The sequence below is a fragment of the Paenibacillus sp. E222 genome (assembly GCF_013401555.1).
Classification (GTDB): Bacteria; Bacillota; Bacilli; order Paenibacillales; family Paenibacillaceae; genus Paenibacillus.
In genome coordinates this window covers 5,277,362-5,299,354 of record NZ_CP058552.1, presented here as the reverse complement: position 1 = coordinate 5,299,354, position 21,993 = coordinate 5,277,362, and the positions used below count along the sequence as shown (strand labels likewise).

The following is a 21,993-nucleotide window of genomic DNA, read 5'->3' as shown; positions in this document are numbered from 1 at the left end:
AAGAATATGAACACAATAAAGTCGCCATATTGGCGGCTTTTTTTGCATTGAATTCGAAAGGCGGAGCTTAACTACGCTGGAAATAAGTATAGTTGAACCCAGTTATTCTTCAAACCTTTAAAAATAGTCTCTATATTTTTGGTGCAAACAGGAGTGAGAAACCATATTAATTATTATGTTAACTAAAAACATATTACATATATTATAAGTTAAATAAATGTAAGAGTTTACATAAGTTTTACGTCACGCTTACCGGATGCTGATCTCTACTTGTTATGCTTGGCCTGTTTGGAGTTACATAAGCCAACCAATCATACATACAAAGGAGAGAATTATGATCAGTCACCTTTACAAAAAAGTGTTATCCATCCTGTTATCCATTGCTTTGGTATTCGGATGGCTTGCGGGATTTGGGGGAGTCCATTCAGCCCAGGCCGCATCAATGTCTGAGCCTGAGATACTGTTACAGCGGAATGCCAATTGGCATTATTTCGATCAGGGTCAGGATCTACAAGCGGAATGGCGTGCTTCATACGATGATTCATCTTGGAATTCGGGACCGGCTCCATTTGGTTACAAAGACAACGGGAGTGGCATAAGCACTTCCTATTTTGGATCTCTCCAAACGGTAGTCAGCTATGGTCTGGACAAAAAATTAAAACCCCGCACTACCTATTTCCGGACCAACCTAAACGTTAACAAGGAACAAATTGACGGTTACGGACAAATTCTCGGCACATTTGGTATTGACGATGGTGCAGTGATTTATGTGAATGGGGTGGAAGTTCGTCGCTTTGGCATGCCTGACGGCGAGATTGATTACTCTACCAAAGCAACTTCTGGTAAGGATTTGCCGGTAATGTATGAGGATGTTGACCTCACTGCGCCGATGAAAGCCAATTTGCGTGATGGCTCAAACGAAATTGCAGTCGAAGTACATCAACAGAGCGACAGCAGCTCGGACCTGTATTTTGACATGGAACTTAAAGCTTTGGCTAATGCACCATCGCTGGATATCAGCAAAGTAACGGTTACTTTCTATGGGGATGCAACAAGTAGCAAAGGCTTCACTTGGTATACGCCTCTTGCATCTGCACAGAGCACTGTTCAAGTGGTGCCGAACCAAGTAGGCGTTGCCGACTTCAGTCAGGCCCAAAGCTTCAGTGGACGTGCAACCGTAGCTTCCAACTCCCCTGGAGAAATGGTGCATAAGGCGGAAGCAACGGGGCTTTTTCCAGATACATCCTATTCTTTCCGTGTTGGTGATCAGGAACTGGGCCTATGGAGTGAAGTTGGAACGTTCAAAACGGCTCCGGTTGACGGAGCGTTTACCTTTATCGACCTGACGGATACACAAGCGAAGGAAGAGGATGAGGCGATCCTGTCTGGATCAACTCTGTCCAAAGCACTCGCAACGGTTCCTAATGCTGAATTCGTTGTCCATAACGGAGACGTTGTAGAGAATGGTACTTCAGAACAAGAATGGAATTGGCTGCTTGGTCATTCGCAAGCCAGTCTCATGAACACGACCATTGCACCATCTGCTGGCAATCATGAGAATCAAAATTATGCGTTCTACGATCATTTTAATGTGAAGCAGCCAGATGGTGCTGCAACGGAAACAGGCTCATATTACTCGTATAATTACAGCAAAGCCCATTTTATCGTATTGAACTCCAATGAGAATTCAACGGAGTACGCCAACTTCTCGAATGAGCAAGTCGCATGGATGAAGCAGGATGTAGCGGAAGCAAAAGCCGCAGGAGCCAAGTGGATTATCGTGAATATCCATAAAGGTCCGTACACGACATCGAATCACGCCACGGATAGCGACATTATTGGTGCGAACGGTGAACGGAAAAAAATTGCCCCGCTCATGAACGAACTGGGGATTGATCTGGTCCTTCAGGGACATGACCATATCTATGCACGGACGAAGCCAATCAAGAGCGATGGTACCGCTGAAGATGTGTCCAAAATAACGGAGACCTTTAATGGACAGAGTATCGATTACGCAGTTAAGCCAGATGGAACCATTTATATGATTCCGGCTACAGCAGGAGCCAAAGTATACTTCAAAAACCAGAAAACTGAACTAGGAGATGCGTATTTCAGCTTGTTCGAGCGTGCGGAAGAAAACCACGCACGGCAATATGGTGACACTACAAGTTTGGCTAGAGGTCATGTACAGAACTTTGTCTCCTTGACCATTAATGGAGACAAGCTGTCCGCCATAACGTATGAGATTGACAAAAATAAAAATAATGCCGAACCATTTATCGTGGATACTTTCGGGATCATCAAGGAATCGGATACCGTTCCTGTTCCAGAACAGGTAAACAAGGTAACGGTAACGTTCCATGGAGATCCTACCACGAGCAAAGGCTTCACATGGTACACTTCCGATCAAGTAACGAATAGCGACCTTCAGGTTGTGGAGAAAACAGCGGCAGCACCTGATTTCACGCAAGCCAAATCGGTTCAAGGGCGCTCTGCACAACCTGCGAATGCGCCTACAGAACTGATGCACAAAGCAGAAGTGACAGATCTGAAAGCTAATACCACCTATTATTTCCGTGTAGGGGATGCTTCCCAGCAAGTATGGAGCGAGACAGGTACCTTCCGTACAGCACCGGAAAAAGGCAAATTCACTTTCATTGATCTGGCGGATACACAAGCGAAGGAAGAGGATGAGGCAATTCTGTCCTCGGAGACATTGGCCAAAGCATTGGCTACAGTACCAGACGCACAATTTGTCGTTCATAACGGGGATATCGTGGATACTGGTGTGAAAGAGGAACAGTGGAACTGGCTGCTAGGGCACTCGCAGGAAAGCCTCTTAAACACAACCATCGTGCCGTCCGCAGGGAACCATGAGGACAAAAATTATGCGTTTATCGATCATTTCAACATCCAGACACCAGTGAATTCCGCAACGGAGACGGGAGCTTACTATTCTTATGATTACAGTAATGCGCATTTTGTTGTGTTGAACTCCAATGAGGATTCGGAGGAGTATGACAACTTCTCATTAGAACAAGTCGAGTGGCTGAAAAAAGATGTCCAGGCTGCCAAGAAAAACGGAGCCCAATGGATTATTGTGAACATTCACAAGGGGCCATACACGACGTCAAACCATGCGACCGATTCCGACATTATGGGACCCAATGGAGTACGCACCAAAATTGCACCGATCATGGCGGAGCTTGGCATTGATTTTGTTCTCCAGGGGCATGACCATATCTACGCCCGCACAAAACCGATTGATCAAAAGGGTGCAGCACGGGAGCCGGAAATCATCACCGAGGTGATGAATGGAGAGAAAATCGAATACTCTGTAAATCCGAATGGCTCGATCTATCTAATTCCGGCAACAGCTGGTCCAAAAGTGTATTACAAAAATCCGAGCACAAGTCTCGGTGATGCTTATTACGGTCTTTTTGAACTTGCAGATGAGAATCATGCAGCCAAATATGGTCCTGATCCGAATGACAGCCGTCGTCCAATGCGCAGTCAGGTCCAGAATTTTGTGGGCATTACGATTGACGGCAGCAAACTGACAGCTGTAACATATGAAATTGACCAAAATCTGAAGGGAACAGACCCGTTCATTGTTGATCAGTTCGGTATTGTGAAGAAGACGGAACCATCGAATCCGGGACCAGGAACGTCCAATCCGGGAACATCGAATCCCGGCTCCGGTTCAGGTTCAGGTAATGGTTCCGGCAGTGGTAATGGCTCCTCCTCAGGAACCGGTAGCGATACAACAACCGGTAACGGTTCGAACGGCGGTACCGGCAGCGGAACTGATTCCGGCAACCAGCCGGGTACTGGATCAGGTAATAACGGAAGCACAGGCACTGCGCCAGCGTTGAAAGATACAGACGGACACTGGGCAAAATCTGCAATTGATAAAGCCCTGGCGGCTGGATTCGTGAATGGTTATGGCGATCAGACCTTTCGTCCAAATCAGAAAGTCACACGTGCCGAGTTCATAACGATGCTGGGCCGTGCCTTGAATCTGAATACCGTAAGCGAGAGTATTCACTATACGGATGATAACAAGATTCCTTCATGGGCGAAGCCTTATATTACAGCAGCTGCATCCGCTGGCATCGTCAATGGTTACGAAAATGGTTCGTTCGGCCCTAGCAAGACGCTGAGCCGGGCGGAGATGGTAACTATGATTGCACGCGCTGGCGGAATTCAAACGAATTCCAATGCGAAACTGGATTTCAAAGATGCCAAGGATGTCCCGGCATGGGCAGTATCCTATGTAGCTTCTGCCGTGGAAGCAGGTCTGGTGGGCGGTGTAGGTGGCAATCGATTTGCTCCTTTGCAGACAGCTACCCGGGCTGAGGCAGTTACACTTATTGTTGGACTTCTTGAACAATCGAAATAACGCTATATCGAATTCCCTCGAAACCAGTGCGGAAGTTTCCGCACTGGTTTCTTGTTTTATTCTGGAGATCAGGAAATATTAGTGACATTGCAAAAGAATCAGAGTCCCTGTACAGTGGATGAATCATTAAGCAACAAAGATTTCAAGAAGGGGAGTATCTATGAAGTCTCACACCTCTGAGCGGATTAAATTCCCGGCAGGGTTTTGGACAGGCTTGCATCAATTAGGGATTGCCGCCCATGATGTAGCTCGCAAGGCACAACTACCGCTCACGATTATAACTGAACCAGCTGTCACGACCGCTCAATATTTTGCGATCTGGCAGGCATATTCCGATCTCGTTGGTGACACTGCCGAAGGAATCATCAAGCTAGCAACCATCTTTGAAACAGGGAAATACCCACCGAGCGTCTTAGCGACCTACCACGCACGTGACTATCGTGATGCACTACAACGAATGGCTCGCTACAAACAGCTCTGCCCTCCTGAAAGCTTGCGTATTACTGAGGAGGGCGATGATTGTTCAATTGAACTGGAATGGTTAACTAACGAACACTCTGGTCCGTCATTGCTGGTTGGAGTCACACTGGCATTTCTCCTCGAACTGGGGCGCCGGGGAACAGGTCAACCTTTGACTGCGCGGCTTGTTGAATTTTCGCACACCATGGGCGATGTTCACACCCTTGAGACTTATTTTGGCTGCCCGATTCGGATTGGTGCAACCTGTAACCGGCTCACCTTACATCGTACAGATTTGGACCGTCCGTTTCTTTCATACAACGAAGAGTTGCTGGAAATCCTTACTCCCGCCCTGGACCGATCGCTGGACGAACAGCAGGGCAGTCGTTCTATTACAGACATGGTCAAATGGATTTTGAAACGCAGTCTTACAGGAGGTCGCCCCGACATTCAGGTCGTTGCCAAGGAATTGGGTATGAGCGATCGCACCTTGCAGCGCCGCCTTACAGAAGAGAATACAAGTTTCAAGCATCTGTTGTCGCAAGCCAGACATGAGCAGGCAAGAGCTTACTTGGCCGACCCTACACTGGACATTAAAGAAGTAGCTTTCTTAATTGGATATGAAGACCAGAACTCGTTCTACCGTGCCTTTCGTTCATGGGAAGGGGATACGCCAACGAATTGGCGTACGGAATATTTAGGAACGAATTCGCTATCCGAAGGACCGCCAAAATCATCAACGCTTCATTAACTGATTGCTTTATATCATTTGGCGTGTTATGCAAGAACTTTGGCGTAACACGCTAGTTACTCGGCTATGTAGACAAGGTAATATAAATCCTATCCGGAGCACAAGACTGTTTATAACATGATAACGAATCAGCTTGCCGCTACAAGATCATAAAAGGAGTAGTGTGATATGGATATGGGTTTATACGGTAAAACAGCTTTGGTTACAGGATCGACGAAGGGGATCGGGAAAGCCATTGCCATTGAACTTGCCAAAGAAGGGGTTAATGTACTCATCAATGGAAGGGATAATGCAGAGGTTGAGCGTACGGTTCATGAACTGAGATCCGATTTTCCCGCTACCTCGCCTCAAAAAGCTACAGCTGATCTGGTGGATATAGGTCAAAGAGAAGCCTTATTTGAGAAATACCCCCAAATTGATATCCTAGTGAACAATATGGGAATTTATGAAATGATGCAATATGAAGATATCAGCGATGAGGTATGGGAGAAATACTTCCGTACGAATGTGCTCGCTGCAAATGCATTGTCCAAATTTTATATGCCAAAAATGTTGCAAAATGATTATGGCCGCATGATCTTTATTGCGAGTGAAGAAGCCATCATGCCTTCAGGACAAATGCCTCAGTATTGCATGACCAAATCGATGTTATTATCGTTGTCCAAAAGTTTATCGAAATTAACGGCAGGAACAGAAGTTACCGTCAATACAATCATGCCAGGACCAACCCTCTCTGAAAATGTGCAACAAATCATTGAGAGCATCTACCCTGATGAATCGATGACTTTTTTAGAAAAAGAGAAGGATTTTATGCGCAAAAACCTGCCTCAATCCGAAATTCAACGATTTATCAAGCCTAATGAGATAGGCAGATTGGCCACATTTGTATGCAGTCCGTATGCATCGGCATTCAAAGGTTCTCCAATTCGTATGGATGGGGGAATGGTGCCAACTATCTTCTAAACTTGCTTTTCACTATACAACTGAACGTAAAGAACCTTGAGCCAAGCCCAAGGTTCTTTTTTCGTTTATATATATCCATAAGCTTAATCGACTTTAACGGGAACAAAACATAACCATTCAGAAAGACGCCTGCTGGCTGTTTTTTTTATAGTTGTGCAAGTTTGTTTGGTTACGAATGATGTTCTCTAACCGTATATATGCAGTTTCTTCCTCCAGCCAAAATATACTCTCCCCGTTCTATATGAACTTGATCTCCAAGGACTGTTTTGAATAAATGCAATTCATTCTTACACAACCCGGTGCATACTGCTGCAGCTTCACAGATTGGACAATGCTTTTCTATAAATAAGAGGCTACCATCGCCTTGATCCTTAACCTCGGCCATATAACCTTCATTTGTTCGAATTTCAGCCAGTTTCTCCAGCCTTTCCTTCACGCCGGATGCATCACCAATGTACTGTAGATATTGCTCTTGCATGTTCTTGTTCCGCACACTCAGCAGCTTGTCCAGTCCTTCATTTCCGAAAGCTTCTTTCATGGAATTGATCAGACTGACGGATAACTCCGAATATCCACTAGGGAAAAAACGATCAGCAGCTGGGGTTAATCTCCATAGCTTGGTTGGTCGACCCATGGGACGAGCCTCTTCTTCGAAAGTAACCAATCCTTCTTCTTTCAGTGCATTTAAGTGCTGCCTAATAGCCATTCCAGATAACGCAAATTGGGAGGAGAGTGCCACCACATCCATTCCACCCTGATGCTTAAGCAGGTTAATGATTGCTTTTCGGGTACTGGTTGAGGCATCTTTTTTCGTTTGATCCCGGCTCATGGTGAACCTCCTTTTTAAACAACTGAATCTTCATTATTCCATACATTTTAAACAAAAACATTGACAAAGTCAAAAACGAACTGTAGTTTAAACTTTGTAAAGTAAAATGTTTACTAAGTATCCGGATACGGTGTATACATAAAAATCTCTTGGAGGTCACATATCATGTCGTCCCATTCTCAAAGTATTTTCAGTCCGCGTTATTTTGCATTATCGATAGGAATTATATTGTCAGTGATGGCTGTTGGATTTGAAGGTTTGTCAGTAACGACGATTGCTCCTTCCATTGCTGGAGACCTGAACGGTCTTAACCTGTTTGGCTGGATATTCAGTACATATCTGCTTGCACAGATTATCGGCACCTTGGTTGTTGGAAGGATTATTGATAGGAGGGGACCCGCAGTACCATTTACGCTCGCACTTCTTTTGTTTATTGTCGGGCTGGTCGCAGCCGCAATGGCAGGAGATATGTATACCATGATCGCGTCACGTGCCATGCAGGGTTTGGGTGCCGGAGCTATGATGACTTGCGTGTACACGGCCATTTCCTTAAGTTATCCTGATGAATTACGTGCCAAGATACTGGGAGCATTCGGTACGGCCTACGTTCTTCCGTCCATGCTTGGTCCATATGTTGCAGGGCTTATTGCAGATTTGTGGTCATGGCGTTTTGTGTTCTGGGGGATCCTGCCGATCCTGTTGATTTCAGCACTCCTTAGCTTACCTGCGTTTACGAAATTAAAATCACAGCCAGCAAAAGGGGAGCAAGGATCTGCCGCTACATGGATGGCGCTGCTATTAACGATAGGTACGGGGACTTTATTAGTGGGACTTGGCAAGCTTCCGTCAATTATTGGATTTGTTATCGTCCTTATCGGGGGAGTACTGATGGTATACCCACTGCGCAAACTGCTGCCGGAAGGAACGCTTGCTTTGCGAAGAGGTATGCCCGCTATACTCGCTACGCGTGGACTGTTCTTCGCTGCTTATACCAGTACACAAAATTTCTTGGTATTGGCTTTAATTGAGGTGAAAGGCATTACACCTTCTCAGGCCGGTTTAATTGTAGCAAGTGCTGCACTGAGCTGGTGTGTCATTGCTTATTTGCAAGGGCGTTGGGACTCAGCAGATCAGGGCCGAGGACGTCATACACGAATTATTCTGGGTGTACTGCTGCTTGCCTTTGGAATTACCATCGTATTTTGGGTTCCTGTGGTGACCGTTACCGTAGCGATTATGGGCCAGATCATAGCTGGAATAGGCATTGGATTAGCACATCCGATTAGCGGTGTTGTGGCGTTTTCCCAAACAGGAGAGGGCGGCGTTGGCAAAACTTCGGCAAATCTGCAATTTGCAGATTCGTTTACACCGGGCGTAGTCATCGGGATCGGCGGTTCCATCCTGGTGGTGTGTCAAGCTGGGGGGATGTCATTGCAATCTGGATTAATCGTAACGATGGGTTTTCATCTGGTGTTGATTGTCTTGAGCTTGATTGCCAGTACTCGGATTACACAAGTAACAGAACAAGTAAGAACCGGGCTGCAATTGTTAGGCTGGAAAAACAAATAAACGGGGGTAAGCCAAGGAAGGTGTGTTCATGCGATGTTGACTTCGGATACCGAGAAACTTTTCACAGCCTATCGTATTATCGGGACGAAATGGACGATCCATATCCTATGTACTCTTTCGCAAGGTCCTAAGAAATTCAGCGAGATTTACGAAAATGTGCCTTCCATCTCAGAAGCGATCCTATCCAAACGATTGAAAGGTCTTCAGGATGATCAGTTGGTAAAGAGAACAGCCCTGACACATCCCATACAGATCATGTATGAACTTACACCCAAAGGGGCCGCTCTAGCTGCTTTCATACCCTGTTTGATGGACTGGTTTACTACAAATATGAATTAGCGCAAAGGAATATCCTGCATTTGCGATCATCATTTTATCCGGAGGTTTTCTGAATGAACCATGTGTTAATCCTATCCGATACGCATCACATTGTTAAAAGTTTAAGTTTGTTGATTCAAACCGAGCCGTCGTTACATGTACTGGACGCTACTCGTGATGTGATCGGTAACATGGATCATCTTCCGGATAATTCTGTGATCATCGTAGATATGAATCTGGAGAATATCAAGCTGCTTATAGAACAATTTCCCGAGAAATATCGAGTGATATTGTATAGCGGGTCTCTGGAACTTATGGATATTCCTATCCATCTGCAATCAATAGGTTGTCGTTATTTTAATGCATATACGAGTCCTGAAGAAATCATTAAGATTTTAATGGGCTGCGTTTGAAAAACAATAGGTTAGCCAAAAAACGCTCCAGGGAGGTATAACAATGATTCAAGTCAGTGAAGCAGCAGAAGAAAAAATCGTTGAAATCCTGGCAAGTGCGGATACCCAAGATTCTTTCCTCCGAGTCGGTGTGGATGAGGGTGGATGCAGTGGTCTATCCTATACCCTTATCGTGGATGAACAGCAAGCAGAAGGGGATATCATATTAGATAAAGGTCTATTTCGTATATTGGTTCACACCAATACGGTTCCATATATTGAAGGGCTTGAGATTGATTACGAAGAGAGTGGAATGTTAGGGGGATTCACCATGAATAACCCTAATGCAAAAGTTTCATGTGGATGCGGGGCCAGTTTCCGAATGGCAAATTACCGTGGTGAGGTCAATAAATGTGATTAATTGTCAGGATGACGGCATATTTTCAACCAATATCTCATATTAAACATACAATGAAGGAGCTTTTTATTCGCCGATCGTGCAATCATGTCTTTTCAACTCAGGGAGAGAATGTCATGAATATTTTTGAAAACCACATACCTTTGGAAAAATTGAAATGGAACGAGCCATTAAAAGACCACACGTATATAAAACTGGGTGGTAAAGCAGACATACTTATCCAACCTACAACGAAAGAAGAAATTGTTAACACGGTTAACATTGCAAAAAAACATCAAATACCGCTGACGGTTATTGGAAAAGGATCAAATGTCATCATCAAAGATCAGGGCGTGCGCGGAATAACGCTTTCTTTGAGCCAATTCGATCAGATTAAAGTCTGTGGAGACAAGATTGTCGCACAGAGTGGTTCCAACATTATTGATGTGTCACGTACTGCTTTGGATAACAGCTTAACGGGTATGGAGTTTGCATGTGGAATACCCGGAAGTACAGGTGGCGCTTTATATATGAATGCGGGAGCTTACGGTGGTCAGATGGATGAGGTCGTTGAGCGAGCGCTGGTGGTTACTAAAAATGGAGAGTTGCTTAACATGGTCCGAGATGACATGCAGCTTGGTTATCGAAACAGTATCTTCCGAGCGGATCAATACATCATACTTGAAGTCGAATTTAAGCTTAAACCAGGGAACAAGGATATCATCTCCAGTACCATGCAGGATTTAACGTTTAAACGGGAATCCAAACAACCCCTTGAATTCCCCTCTTGCGGAAGTGTATTCAAACGCCCTGAGGGACATTATGTTGGAAAACTCATTCAAGAATGCAATTTACAAGGCACTCGCATTGGGGGGGCGGAAATTTCCAAGAAGCATGCTGGTTTTATCATTAATGCAGATGACGCCACTGCTGAAGATTATTTGGAATTAATCAAATTAATTAAAAAAACAGTACGTGACCAATTTAATATTGAATTGGAGACGGAAGTCATTATTTTGGGAGAGTAGGCTGCTATGAACAGTGAGCTAAGTGTTGTCATCTATATTCTGGTTCTCCTTAGTTCACATGAAAATGAGAAGCTAACCAGTACTCAGATCTCTGAAAAGATTCGGGTGAACCCGGCGAGGATACGCCGAGTCCTTAGCTCGATCAAAAAAGTGGGATATGTTAAGGCAAAGGAAGGTATTGAAGGTGGTTATGTGTTGTCCAAAGATCCGTATGAGATAACCTTGAAAGATGTGTACACCCTGGTATCTTCCAAACCGCTTCAGATTCCCAAACCATCCATGATGACAAAAGGGAATTTAACAACCGAGGTAGATATACAGCTCGCAAGCATTTTCATAGAAAGTGAACAACAGTTAATGCAGCAGTTAGAAAAAATCACCCTAGGCAGCATGCTTCATGTGATGAAGGAATGTGCGTTGGAAACCGTGGAGTCGTTTGATGATGAAGAAGAAATCATTGGAGGTTAATGTCGTGAAATTAATCGGATTGTCCGGGTCACTGATTGGATCAAAGACACCAGTGGGTGTGGATGCTGTACTCCAATTCGTTAAAAATAATCATCCCGAAGTTGAAGTGGAACTCATAGATTTAAGAGATTATAGAGAGATTGAATTTTGCGATGGTCGCAAGTTGGAGGATTATAATGAACACACCCAGTCGGTGGTCCAAAAAATGATTGATGCCGACTTTTACGTGATCGGCACACCCATTTATCAATCCTCTCTGACAGGTGTACTGAAAAATGTATTCGACCTTCTGCCTGTGCAGAGCATTTACAATAAAGTGATGGGTTTCATAGCAACCGGGGGCACCTATCAGCATTATTTGGTTGTGGAAAATCAATTAAAACCGATTGCCGGCTTTTTTCGCTCCTATGTCGCCCCAAGCTATGTATATCTGAATAGTGATCATTTTGATGCTGAGAATAACATTAAAGATATTGAAGCCCTGAGTCGGCTGGAAAAATTGGCTGAGGAATTGATCTTTATGCAGATTCAATTAAAAGCTTCATCCTGCTGAACAAGGAGTCGCCAATTTGGCGGCTTTTTTGTTTTGAAATCAATTTGAATCGTTTAACACGAGTGTAACTCTTAAGCAATTCAATGCGTTATATTCATAAAGATTATAGATACGATAGCTCTCTCAAGAAATACACATCTATTAAGGTAACTAATGTAGAAACTATTACAATGGAGGGTATTATGCTCAAAACGAAAAAGAATCGACCGTTTACGAATTTGAAAGGTCAACTATTCCGATGTATCGTCGCAAGCTTTACAGCTGTGGGGCTTCTTGCTCTGGGGGGGAACGCCGTTATTCTGTCTCAAGCACATGCAGACGCACCTGATGTTTCGGTACGCAACTGGTATTCCTACATGGGGATTTCGGTACCAGAACTTAAGCCTTCCTGGACTGCAAAGGTGGACAATTATTTGAATATGAACGAACCTTATATTGGTCATCAGGCAGTAGCAGAAGAGGGTAAGGTATTCACTTTCGCTGATAGCAAACTGATCTCATTGGATGCAAAGACAGGCAAACGGCTATGGTCATACGGAAAAGGATTAAAACCCTATGTTGTTTATCATAATAACGTCATTTACGGTCTTACTGGGGAGCATAAGCCTTATGCTTTGAACGCGAAGACAGGAAAAGCAATTTGGCAATCAGGCTCATCCACCTGGATCGATACACGATATCGTACAGAAATGTTAGTTCCAACGGGCGATACGCTTTATATTATCCAAGGCAGTACAACATTTGCATTTGATATGAAGACGGGCAAGCTGAAGTGGAGGGCTGACGAGCCGCTTGGTGAAGGAAACGGTACCGACTACCTGGAGGAATCTAATGGCGTTGTGCTTCGAACCTTTTATGTACAGGGGGCACTTACGTCCATTCAACTAAATGCATATGACAAGAAGACAGGCAAAAAGTTATGGGACGATTTCGGTCAAGGAGAAGCACTTCAAATTAAAGACGGTCTCGTGTATTCGGTTGATTATCATTCTTCCAAACTGACAGAATATCAATCAAAACCGGAACGTAAAGTGAGTGTGAATGCCTATAACCTCAAGACTGGCGTACAAAAGGGGAGCCTTGAATATAACTGGAAAATGAATGGTGATCCACCGTATGACTATGGGTATGGGAGTGTATTTGCAAGCAATGGAAAGGTATACATTGAACAAGGAGATCGGGTGGCGGAATACAACTTTGACAAATATACAGCTAATGCGGATCCTCTTCGGACTTATCCGCGCCCTTTTTATAAAGAAAACGGGCTGTCGCTTGGTATCGTGCAGGAAAGGCTGATATACAAAAATGAAACAACGGGAGAACTAGCGGGTATCAAGCTGGTGAATGGACAGGAAATCAAGTGGTATGGCGACGCCCCTGTTGCTCAAATTAGCGTGTACGGCAAAGGAATGTACCGGACGCAGCGTAACGGAACAATGTTCGGGATTAATATGTTGACTGCTACACCCGTCTTTCGGGTAACCACCGGGGCAGATTTGCACGAAGCGACGCTGAAGACAGATGGTATGATCATAATACAGGCGGAGGGTAAACTCCTCGGTGTAAAGCTGCCCGCATCGCTGAGATAAGCAAAGGCTGAGTTGTGTTTTCATAAAAGAAAAGAACAAAGGTAGCGGGTCTGCGATCGGCTGCCTTTGTTTATTTTTTATCTCAAAAAAACAGAATTCATACTAAAGAGGTGAAATAGCCAAAAATAATTTTTTCTCATGCGTGGCTTTTTTGCTTCCTCCGGTGTCTAATTAAATGTAAATCAAGAGGAGGTTCCCCACCATGTCAGGAGCTCATGACACGAAACCTGTTTATCCGGATGAACAGGAAAGCATCGCCATCTTTGAGAACACGTATGAGCAATATCGTCAGAGAATCAGCAAATACTTCTCACTGAAATTGAATCCATTGGTTGCAGATGATTTGACCCAACAGGTGTTTTTGAAAGCGGTCGAAAATATTCACAGTTTTAAAGGAAGCTCTAATCTATTCACCTGGATCTTTAAGATTGCTCAGAACACGGTGAAGAACGAATATCGCAGGTTATCGCGACAAAAAGAATCTCCTTATGATTTTACAGATTATGAATCGCAATCGATCTCTCTTGAATTTACGAAACATGTTGATATTCGCATTGATATTGGCTCTGCGTTACAAAAGCTGGATGAGATTGATCAGGAAATTATTGCATTACGCTTTTTCGTTGACTGCACCTTGCCCGAAATATCCAAGATTGTTGGACGACGGGAAAGTGCAGTAAAGAACAGATTGTACCGGGCTTTGGAGAAATTAAGAAAAGAACTAAAAGAGTGGGGGGATATTGCCATCATGTCTATTCAAGACCTGATTTCCATTGTAAATAAAGGTGAAAACCAAGATACGAATGATCGTACGAAGAAAGTGCATCAAGATTTGTTCGATGAGCTCAACAATAGTGTTGAACGAGTGTCGACCAAATATAAACATCATCCATCACAAAAGGTAGTTATTGAAATTTATCCTGATCTGCCAACGTTCCATCAAGCTGTCGGCGAAACAGATGCTCCGAATTGGTTTATGGGCACATATGAAGGGCGTACTCTGAAAATTGTCTCTCCATTGGAGCCGGGACCGGAGCATACGTATCAATCCATTCTGAAAGGCACAGTCCACTTGTTCTCCATGTGGCTAATCAGCGATATTAATCCTGCAGCTCCGAAATGGATCAGACAGGGCATTGGGGGATATGAAGCTAAACAGATGTCCCAAGATTTCATTAAAGGATCAACGGAAGATAATATTCGTAACCAGTCGATTCCATCTTTTGATGAATTAAATAACGATACGTGGGATTTTGAAACGATGAAAGGTTTTCAGTTCTCTTATATGATGGTGGAATTTGTGGTTGAGCGATACGGGATAGAGGCATTAAACAAACTGATTCGTAATCCTCAAGATTTTGAAGGGATCTTTCAATGTAGTGAGACTGAACTGTATGAGCAATGGGTGAAGTATATAGAAATATAATAGAAATATAATAGAAATACAACCTTATACTTTTGTTTATAGGCTCGGTGATAAATCGGGCTTTTTTTGTATTCGTAAAGTCTTGGAGCATTGAGGTAGAGGAATTCGTTCATATTTGACTTAGAGTACACTTTAAGTTGTAAACTTGAAGAAGACAGATCTGGAAGGAGATTATTTTGATGAACCAGGATAACAAGTCAAAAACCTTACAACATAAAATCGGTTCCGGATTCAACCATCGCACAACAGCTGAGGAAGTATTGAGTAACACGGATCTATCCGGAAAACTTGCCATCGTCACGGGTGGATATTCCGGATTGGGTCTGGAGACTACACGTGCACTCGTTCGTGCTGGAGCCAAGGTTGTTGTAACCGCACGTCGGCCAGCCATCGCCAAAGAGGCTCTTGCAGGACTAGCTGGTGTAGAGATCGATGAAATGGACCTCGCAGATCTCACCAGTGTCCGTGCTTTTGCCGATCGTTTTCTGGCAAGCAACCAGAGTATCGACATGTTGATCCTTAATGCGGGGATTATGGCTTGTCCAGAGACTCGCGTAGGGCCGGGCTGGGAAGCACAATTTGCTACGAACCATCTTGGACATTTCACACTAACTAACTTATTATGGCCGGCACTCGTAAGTCAGGAAGGAGCACGGGTTGTATCTGTTGCATCAACAGGACATCATTTCTCACCAATTCGCTGGGACGATATGCAATTTGAGAACGGCTATGAAAAGTTTCCTGCTTACGGACAGTCCAAAACAGCAACCATTCTGTTTAGCGTTGAACTGGATAGACGTGGTGCAGATCAGGGAGTGCGTGCGTTCTCTGTACATCCGGGTGGAATTCTGACGCCGCTGCAACGACATATGCCGAAAGAGGAAATGATCGCATTGGGCTGGATTGATGAGTCTGGTCAAGTCGCTAATCCAAACTTTAAAACGCCTGAGCAAGGGGCAGCAACGCAAGTATGGGCAGCAACATCTCCGCAACTCGAGGGAAAAGGTGGCGTGTATTGCGAGGATTGTGACATCAGTGAGCCAGCTCCTGCGGATGGAGCCTTCTTTGGAGTCAAGGACTATGCTATCGATCCTGAGCAAGCCCGTCGTCTATGGGAGGTTTCCGCCCAGTTGACTCAAACAGATTTACCAATCTCTTAAGATCTTTTTTTCTGTTCACGAGGAAAGTCGCCTGAAATGGCGGCTTTTTTTGTGTTGGAAATGCCCTTCGTGAACAGCATCCTGTGTAAAAAATGTTTTATAATAAAGTTCAAGATTTAGAAACTTAATCATTTCAAAAGAGAAATGTAAAACGCATCGAGTCCATGGACTCAATGCGTTTATTTATATTTGAAGTCATAGATTTATTTTTCAGTATAAGATCCTAATTGTTTCTGTGAAAAAGGATGAACAGAGTTTTTGTTTCTCAGCCACATATTGCCTTTAACAATTAAAACATAGACAGCTACAACAAAATAAATGGTGCTCCACATCCAATTTACTGGTGTTAACATATTCTGTTCATAGGCACTTTTAATGTACCAGATTCCAATTGGCAAATGCAGAAATATCGCTGAAAATAATCCGGGATTATATATACTTTTTGCCTTTATATTGGCGAAGATGCCATGCCAGATAATCTGAAAAAATCCCATTAATATAGGGGCCAAACCCAACCATACAACGGAAGAGAAGAATACGGGCGGTAAATAAAACACATAGGCGATAATCAGATTAATAATCATGGCTGACTGCTGATTTAACGGATATCTTTCAGGTGTCTTACTTTGGAACAAAACTTTATTAAACAAGCCTGCAAAGTAACCCGGCCATCGATATTCTTCAAATTGGTGCAGGAGTATGGCAATAAAGCTTAACCACAAAATGCTGTTAATACGCGGAAGTGTTCCCCAATCCAAGATGAGATAAATACATACAAGGAATGCAATGATCAATCCCAAGTCCTGCCAATGTTTTCTTAACATGTTCAACTGAATCACCTCCATCATTATTTTTTAATGAAAGTATTTTTCAAAGAGCAAGTCTATTTGTGCATCTATAGGAGCAATCTTCACAGAAGCACCTTTTTCCAGAATAGGGCTCATAAGTGCGGGGAGAAAAAGCGCCCCAAAAATTTGTGTCATCATTGTGGTCAGTCTTTCCGGTTGTTGTTCTCCAGTGATCTCTTTTAATGTATTTTGAACTTTGGGGAACCCCAATAGATTTAAAAATGAACCGTATTCCTGTTGAGATGAGAAATCTGCTGAACCCATAAGAATAATTCTGGATAATAATTCGGGATATTCACGGATGACTTGTAAATAATCCATTAAGAATTGCTTTAATCGATCTCGGGCGGGGATGGATAATTCATCGAGTATAGCAAAGGTATGCTGAAAGCTGCTCAGAATCATTTTAATAGATTCACTGATCAGATTTTCTTTGGAGCCGAAGTAATAATTAACTAGGGATACATTTGTGCCAGAGGCTTCGGCAATTTTCCGAATGGTGATGCCTTCAAATCCGCTTTGTTTGGTGAACTCCAGTGTGGCTTGCATAATCTTTTCTTTTGTTTCACTTTTCTTGTCTGGTTCCATATGTAAAACCTCCAATAAAGTCATTTAAACAATGTTTTAAACAGTGTTTAAATTTATATTAGCACGATTTCCTAATATTGCAAGTCATACATTTGGATTATTGACCATTAACTAAGAAACATCATAGCGAAGCCTTCGTTAAGGCATGTTCATTTTTTCGTGGGTGTTCTATTATGAAATGCGAAAAGGTTGATGTAACAAAAATATCTCTAAACAAAAAGCGCTATACCTGTGGTATGTTTTACGTACAAATATCGCTTTAATGTGAGAGGAGATTGTATGCCGCAAGTGAAAAGAGTAATTCGGAGCAAGTGGTTTCTATGGATAACGGGTGTTGTCGGTATTTTGATCGCTGCATTTTGCGTACTATCCTTCTTCCTCGTAAATTCGGTATCGGCTACTTTTGAAGCCGGAAGTGTTGAAGAAAAATATGCTCTGCCCGGCACGTACGAGGTAGATACGCTGGAGATCAAGGACAAACAAGGCGAGAAGCTTTACAGGGTTTATTCTCCTCAATCAACCGATGTCTTGCACCCGCTCATCGCTTGGGGCAACGGAACGGGGGCATTACCTGACAATTATGATCAGTTGTTAAGACACCTGGCCAGTTGGGGATTTATTGTCATCGATACATACAGCCAAACCACAGGTACAGGAAAAGAAATTATGGCTGCGATAGAATATATGCTTAATGAAAATGAAGCGAGAGTCAGCCCGTTCTATCACAGGATTCAAAAAGATCGGGTCGGTGCGGCAGGGCATTCGCAGGGATCAACGGGTGTAATTAACGCTCATACGAATTTTGAGAACGGGGATCTCATCAAAACGGTTGTATCGATTGCTCTGCCTGATCTGAAATATTGTGATCCAGAGGATGTGTATGATACATCAGCGCTGAAGGTACCATTTTTTGTTATAGGGGGAACCCGAGATTTTATCATTTCCCCGTCAGACTCCAACAAACTGGCATTGGAGAATACCAATCCGGCTCTTCCGGTCTTAATGGCCATGGCTAAAGGCGCAGCACATACAGCGATAGAGCAGGATGGAGGACAACATAGAGGTTATTTGACAGCTTGGATGAGATATCAATTAATGAATGATTCGGAAGCAAAAACGGCCTTTGTTGGAAAGCATGCTGAAATAGGAACGAATAAACATTGGAAGGATGTTACTTCCGCAAATTTACAATAGTCATGGTTCACACAGCTCGAAGGACCCCTCTGAAATGGAAGGGTCCTTCTTCGTAATTCGTAATACTCTCATTCATTGGATTACTATAAACGTTTTCAGTAAAGGAATCCTTTTTGAATCCAAATAACGGTAACTATGATTTCGCCTTTGCTGTTGACTGTCTGGGAATAAGCATCGTTGGTAACTTAACCTGAAGATACTCACTGCTTGGATTCTCCACTTGTTTCAGAATGACTCTGCCCGCTTCTCGTCCGAGTTCAAGTTCCTGCTGGACAACAGCCGTGGGAGGAATGATACAAAACTCAGGAAATTCGACATCATCGAAGAACACGACAGATAAATCTTCAGGTACAGAGATTCCCATCTGCATCGCCGCTTGAATAACATGAGGGCTGAAATTGGAGGATAGAAGGGCCGTCATTTGCGAATTTGCCTGTAAGAACTTCTGAATCATCATGATAACCTCTTCATCGCTGTCACTCATGGCCAGACGTGTCATCTGTATACTGCGATCAATCAGAATATGACGGTCCTCCAAGGCTTTCTCATACCCATGCAATCTGTCCTCAATACTTGATGTCCCCTCAGCAAGAGTGGAAATAAAGCCAATTCGCCTGTGCCCAAGCTCATGAAGATGCTTAACCGCCTGAATAGCTGCCTCATGGTTGTCCGAGCTGATGGAGTTGGTCTCAACCCCTTTTAGATTACGGTCCAGAAGGACAAGCGGAAAGCGATTTAGCGTAAGCGCAAGAATCTCATTGTTATAGTGCTCACCCTCAACGGGATAGATAATTAGTCCTCGGACGCCTGCCTGTTTCATTTCCTGGATTTTGAGAATCTCCGTCTCTTGTGAATCATTGGTTTTGGCAAATAACAATTGATAGCCATTCTCTGAAAGGATGTCTTCAATTCCACTCAGCAGATTGGCGGTAAACCGATTGTCGAGACGGGGGAGAAGGAACCCGATTGTTGGTGCTGTGAGCTGCTCTTTCACTGCTGAAGTGATGTTATGAATCTCCTCGGGGCTGTGATCGTTAACAAAGGTGCCTTTGCCTTGAAGTCGGTAGACCACTTCTTTATCGACCAGAGCAGTGAGGGCATTTTTCACCGTGATACGGCTCACACTGAATTGTTCAGCCAGTTCATTTTCGGAAGGAATTCGGCTGCCCGGTTTCCAATTTCCGCTTCGAATCTGGTCAATGATATATGTTTCGATTTTCTTGTACATTGGCTTGAAGGTTCTCACCATCGCATTTTATCTCCATTCACTATTAGTTCGTTCTAAATATATTATATTAATACAACATATACAAGTGTTAAAAATCAATAACAAGTATGTAAGACAAAAAGATTAAAATTACGAACAAATATGATGAAAAAACCTTATAAATAAACAATTTGTTAGGACTGAACCTCATTAAGTTGTATCTAAAAATAAACATTTACAAGTAAAAGTATGTTGTTTATATTGTTTTTAAAGTTTGTTGGATAAAGCGTTTCCAATGAGCCTTCACAATCTTTGTAATACCACAAATTTTTTCGCAAGTCTTCCTTCATTCAAAAAGGGGGTGCAGCAGTTTTTAACGCCAATTTGTTGTCGTGGGATATTCATTAAGCCAGAAACGAACCAAAATTAAAAATAAGGGTGGTTGCGGGATGAAAAAAAGAGCAGGCATGATCGTTACTTTGTTAACTGTTTTCTCACTCATTGTAAGCGCTTGCGGTGACGCGCAGTCCGGGGGGACGGAACCCAAAGCGAGTAAAGAGCTGACGATGTGGACGTGGAAGGTTGCTTACACGCCAGGAATTGAAGCAGCCGCGAAATTGTATGAAGAGAAAACAGGGATCAAAGTCAAACTTGAGACCTTTACACCGGATGATACGTATCGCCAAAAATTCCAGGCAGCAGCCAATTCCAAAAATTTGCCGGATATCGTGAACTGGTGGGCAACGGCGGGCGATTCCATCGAGAACTCAGTGCTCGAACTGTCAGGTGAAATCGACGATGATCTATTGAACAGCTATTACAGTGCTGCAATGGACCCGATCATCGTTACACAGAGTCAGGTTGACTCTTGGAAAGAAGACAAGAATGCCACCACCATTCAAAAGTCACTGAAGACTGGACAGTTCTACGGACTGCCGCTTGATATCGGAGGATTCTTTACGTTCTATGGCAACAAGAAGCTGATCGAAGAAGCAGGGCTGACAGCTGAAGCGCCCAAAACATGGGAAGAGTTCGTCACCATGATGGAGACTGTCAAAGAGAAAACAGGTACTCCTGGGCTTGTGTTTGGTGCAAAGCTGCCTGATCTGTGGGAAAACTGGGCCGGTTCGGCACTGTCCATCATGCTGAACGAACCTCAAGGCTACATCGATCTGCTCGAAAGAAAGTCCAAACTAAGCGACCCTTCAAATCTGCCGGTAGTGAAAGCGATGGAGACACTGGCAAACAAAGATCTGCTGATGCCGGGAATTTTGTCAACGGATATTGATGGAGCAGACCAGGCGTTTGCTGCTGGCAAAGCCGCTTTCGATCTCGGTGGTTCGTTCACAATGTCTACGCTGCTGGCTATGGGAATGAGTCCTGACGATATTTTCACCTTCCCTGTACCCCCGCTTGAAGGATCTAAAATTAACAGCTGGACGACTGATCCATTCACGTTAACGATGTTGTCAGTGAATAAAGATTCGCAGAACAAGGCTGAAGCGCTCGATTTCATTAAATTCCTGACAGGTGATCCGGATGCTGCTGTTGCTTTTGCTAATGCGGCGTATACAGTACCTGCGCTGAATCTGGGTGATCGTGCAAATGATCTGGACCCGAACCTGAAATCAATCTCAGAAGCATTCGCTGCCGAGCCTGGCCCTTACAGTCAAGCGTCACCTGCAATCAATACGTATCGTGGCAAGCACAAAGAGTGGGAAGTGTATGCCCAGTCCATGCAATCCATGATCGAGAAAAAGATGACTGCTGAACAAGTCGCCAAGAAGTTCGACGACACCATGGAAAGTCTGAAAGCGAGCGGGAACTAGAACACCAAAGCAATCGGCAAGCC

19 protein-coding genes are annotated in these 21,993 nt (G+C 43.7%); 15 read left to right on the top strand and 4 right to left on the bottom strand.

Annotated elements, in window-relative coordinates:
• Positions 1-334 precede the first annotated feature (334 nt).
• The 3 genes from HW560_RS23565 to HW560_RS23555 all read left to right on the top strand — a co-directional run bounded on the left by HW560_RS23565 (position 335) and on the right by HW560_RS23555 (position 6,575).
• On the top strand, positions 335-4,402 hold the full coding sequence (locus tag HW560_RS23565) for an S-layer homology domain-containing protein (protein WP_179264904.1): 4,068 nt from the start codon (positions 335-337) through the stop codon (positions 4,400-4,402).
• Positions 4,403-4,562: 160 nt separating this feature from the next.
• Complete coding sequence (locus HW560_RS23560; RefSeq protein ID WP_090897731.1) at positions 4,563-5,612, top strand: AraC family transcriptional regulator; 1,050 nt, start codon at positions 4,563-4,565, stop codon at positions 5,610-5,612.
• A 168-nt stretch (positions 5,613-5,780) separates the two neighbouring features.
• A complete protein-coding gene (locus HW560_RS23555; protein ID WP_179264903.1) occupies positions 5,781-6,575 on the top strand; it encodes an SDR family NAD(P)-dependent oxidoreductase in 795 nt (264 codons plus the stop codon).
• Positions 6,576-6,744: 169 nt separating this feature from the next.
• On the opposite strand, the gene HW560_RS23550 is transcribed toward HW560_RS23555, so the two are convergent.
• Entirely contained in the window at positions 6,745-7,404 is a 660-nt protein-coding gene (locus HW560_RS23550; protein WP_179264902.1) for a helix-turn-helix transcriptional regulator, read from the bottom strand.
• 165 nt (positions 7,405-7,569) lie between these two features.
• On the opposite strand from HW560_RS23550, the gene HW560_RS23545 reads away from it, so the two are divergent.
• The 10 genes from HW560_RS23545 to HW560_RS23500 all read left to right on the top strand — a co-directional run bounded on the left by HW560_RS23545 (position 7,570) and on the right by HW560_RS23500 (position 16,304).
• Complete coding sequence (locus HW560_RS23545; protein WP_179264901.1) at positions 7,570-8,973, top strand: MFS transporter; 1,404 nt, start codon at positions 7,570-7,572, stop codon at positions 8,971-8,973.
• Positions 8,974-9,006: 33 nt separating this feature from the next.
• Positions 9,007-9,312 carry a winged helix-turn-helix transcriptional regulator gene (locus tag HW560_RS23540; RefSeq protein ID WP_090897742.1) on the top strand — a complete coding sequence of 102 codons (306 nt, stop codon included), beginning with the start codon at positions 9,007-9,009 and terminating at the stop codon, positions 9,310-9,312.
• Positions 9,313-9,365: 53 nt separating this feature from the next.
• Positions 9,366-9,704 (top strand): hypothetical protein, encoded by a 339-nt coding sequence (locus HW560_RS23535; RefSeq protein WP_090897745.1) that lies wholly within the window; start codon positions 9,366-9,368, stop codon positions 9,702-9,704.
• Between the two features lie 43 nt (positions 9,705-9,747).
• Entirely contained in the window at positions 9,748-10,104 is a 357-nt protein-coding gene (locus tag HW560_RS23530; protein WP_179264900.1) for a HesB/IscA family protein, read from the top strand.
• A gap of 113 nt (positions 10,105-10,217) precedes the next feature.
• On the top strand, positions 10,218-11,108 hold the full coding sequence (murB, locus tag HW560_RS23525; RefSeq protein WP_179264899.1) for a UDP-N-acetylmuramate dehydrogenase: 891 nt from the start codon (positions 10,218-10,220) through the stop codon (positions 11,106-11,108).
• A 6-nt stretch (positions 11,109-11,114) separates the two neighbouring features.
• A complete protein-coding gene (locus HW560_RS23520; RefSeq protein WP_179264898.1) occupies positions 11,115-11,576 on the top strand; it encodes an Rrf2 family transcriptional regulator in 462 nt (153 codons plus the stop codon).
• 4 nt (positions 11,577-11,580) lie between these two features.
• The gene (locus HW560_RS23515; protein ID WP_090902294.1) at positions 11,581-12,129 is read left to right on the top strand and encodes an NADPH-dependent FMN reductase; all 549 of its coding nucleotides are present in this window, start codon (positions 11,581-11,583) and stop codon (positions 12,127-12,129) included.
• Positions 12,130-12,311: 182 nt separating this feature from the next.
• The gene (locus tag HW560_RS23510) at positions 12,312-13,718 is read left to right on the top strand and encodes an outer membrane protein assembly factor BamB family protein (RefSeq protein WP_090897756.1); all 1,407 of its coding nucleotides are present in this window, start codon (positions 12,312-12,314) and stop codon (positions 13,716-13,718) included.
• Between the two features lie 202 nt (positions 13,719-13,920).
• On the top strand, positions 13,921-15,144 hold the full coding sequence (locus HW560_RS23505; protein ID WP_090897759.1) for an RNA polymerase sigma factor: 1,224 nt from the start codon (positions 13,921-13,923) through the stop codon (positions 15,142-15,144).
• A 179-nt stretch (positions 15,145-15,323) separates the two neighbouring features.
• Positions 15,324-16,304, top strand: coding sequence for an SDR family NAD(P)-dependent oxidoreductase (locus tag HW560_RS23500; protein ID WP_179264897.1), 981 nt, complete (start codon positions 15,324-15,326; stop codon positions 16,302-16,304).
• A gap of 203 nt (positions 16,305-16,507) precedes the next feature.
• On the opposite strand, the gene HW560_RS23495 is transcribed toward HW560_RS23500, so the two are convergent.
• Both HW560_RS23495 and HW560_RS23490 read right to left on the bottom strand, forming a co-directional pair.
• Complete coding sequence (locus HW560_RS23495; RefSeq protein WP_090897765.1) at positions 16,508-17,134, bottom strand: HXXEE domain-containing protein; 627 nt, start codon at positions 17,132-17,134, stop codon at positions 16,508-16,510.
• Between the two features lie 24 nt (positions 17,135-17,158).
• Positions 17,159-17,740, bottom strand: a complete 582-nt coding sequence (locus HW560_RS23490; protein WP_179264896.1) for a TetR/AcrR family transcriptional regulator — start codon at positions 17,738-17,740, stop codon at positions 17,159-17,161.
• A gap of 279 nt (positions 17,741-18,019) precedes the next feature.
• On the opposite strand from HW560_RS23490, the gene HW560_RS23485 reads away from it, so the two are divergent.
• Positions 18,020-18,934, top strand: coding sequence for a poly(ethylene terephthalate) hydrolase family protein (locus HW560_RS23485; RefSeq protein ID WP_179264895.1), 915 nt, complete (start codon positions 18,020-18,022; stop codon positions 18,932-18,934).
• Positions 18,935-19,067: 133 nt separating this feature from the next.
• Here the strand turns inward: HW560_RS23485 and HW560_RS23480 are convergent, their stop codons facing one another.
• Positions 19,068-20,183, bottom strand: coding sequence for a GntR family transcriptional regulator (locus tag HW560_RS23480; protein ID WP_090897770.1), 1,116 nt, complete (start codon positions 20,181-20,183; stop codon positions 19,068-19,070).
• 407 nt (positions 20,184-20,590) lie between these two features.
• On the opposite strand from HW560_RS23480, the gene HW560_RS23475 reads away from it, so the two are divergent.
• A complete protein-coding gene (locus HW560_RS23475; protein ID WP_090897773.1) occupies positions 20,591-21,970 on the top strand; it encodes an ABC transporter substrate-binding protein in 1,380 nt (459 codons plus the stop codon).
• Positions 21,971-21,993: the final 23 nt, after the last annotated feature.

Excerpts from the sequence above, each read along its gene's own strand:
- HW560_RS23500 (WP_179264897.1), top strand. The coding sequence starts at position 15,324 with ATGAACCAGGATAACAAGTCAAAAACCTTACAACATAAAATCGGTTCC.
- HW560_RS23560 (WP_090897731.1), top strand. The coding sequence starts at position 4,563 with ATGAAGTCTCACACCTCTGAGCGGATTAAATTCCCGGCAGGGTTTTGG.
- HW560_RS23485 (WP_179264895.1), top strand. The coding sequence starts at position 18,020 with ATGCCGCAAGTGAAAAGAGTAATTCGGAGCAAGTGGTTTCTATGGATA.
- HW560_RS23505 (WP_090897759.1), top strand. The coding sequence starts at position 13,921 with ATGTCAGGAGCTCATGACACGAAACCTGTTTATCCGGATGAACAGGAA.
- murB (WP_179264899.1), top strand. The coding sequence starts at position 10,218 with ATGAATATTTTTGAAAACCACATACCTTTGGAAAAATTGAAATGGAAC.
- HW560_RS23475 (WP_090897773.1), top strand. The coding sequence starts at position 20,591 with ATGAAAAAAAGAGCAGGCATGATCGTTACTTTGTTAACTGTTTTCTCA.
- HW560_RS23535 (WP_090897745.1), top strand. The coding sequence starts at position 9,366 with ATGAACCATGTGTTAATCCTATCCGATACGCATCACATTGTTAAAAGT.
- HW560_RS23540 (WP_090897742.1), top strand. The coding sequence starts at position 9,007 with ATGTTGACTTCGGATACCGAGAAACTTTTCACAGCCTATCGTATTATC.
- HW560_RS23530 (WP_179264900.1), top strand. The coding sequence starts at position 9,748 with ATGATTCAAGTCAGTGAAGCAGCAGAAGAAAAAATCGTTGAAATCCTG.
- HW560_RS23490 (WP_179264896.1), bottom strand. The coding sequence starts at position 17,740 with ATGGAACCAGACAAGAAAAGTGAAACAAAAGAAAAGATTATGCAAGCC.
- HW560_RS23510 (WP_090897756.1), top strand. The coding sequence starts at position 12,312 with ATGCTCAAAACGAAAAAGAATCGACCGTTTACGAATTTGAAAGGTCAA.
- HW560_RS23545 (WP_179264901.1), top strand. The coding sequence starts at position 7,570 with ATGTCGTCCCATTCTCAAAGTATTTTCAGTCCGCGTTATTTTGCATTA.
- HW560_RS23480 (WP_090897770.1), bottom strand. The coding sequence starts at position 20,183 with ATGGTGAGAACCTTCAAGCCAATGTACAAGAAAATCGAAACATATATC.
- HW560_RS23555 (WP_179264903.1), top strand. The coding sequence starts at position 5,781 with ATGGATATGGGTTTATACGGTAAAACAGCTTTGGTTACAGGATCGACG.
- HW560_RS23520 (WP_179264898.1), top strand. The coding sequence starts at position 11,115 with ATGAACAGTGAGCTAAGTGTTGTCATCTATATTCTGGTTCTCCTTAGT.
- HW560_RS23565 (WP_179264904.1), top strand. The coding sequence starts at position 335 with ATGATCAGTCACCTTTACAAAAAAGTGTTATCCATCCTGTTATCCATT.
- HW560_RS23550 (WP_179264902.1), bottom strand. The coding sequence starts at position 7,404 with ATGAGCCGGGATCAAACGAAAAAAGATGCCTCAACCAGTACCCGAAAA.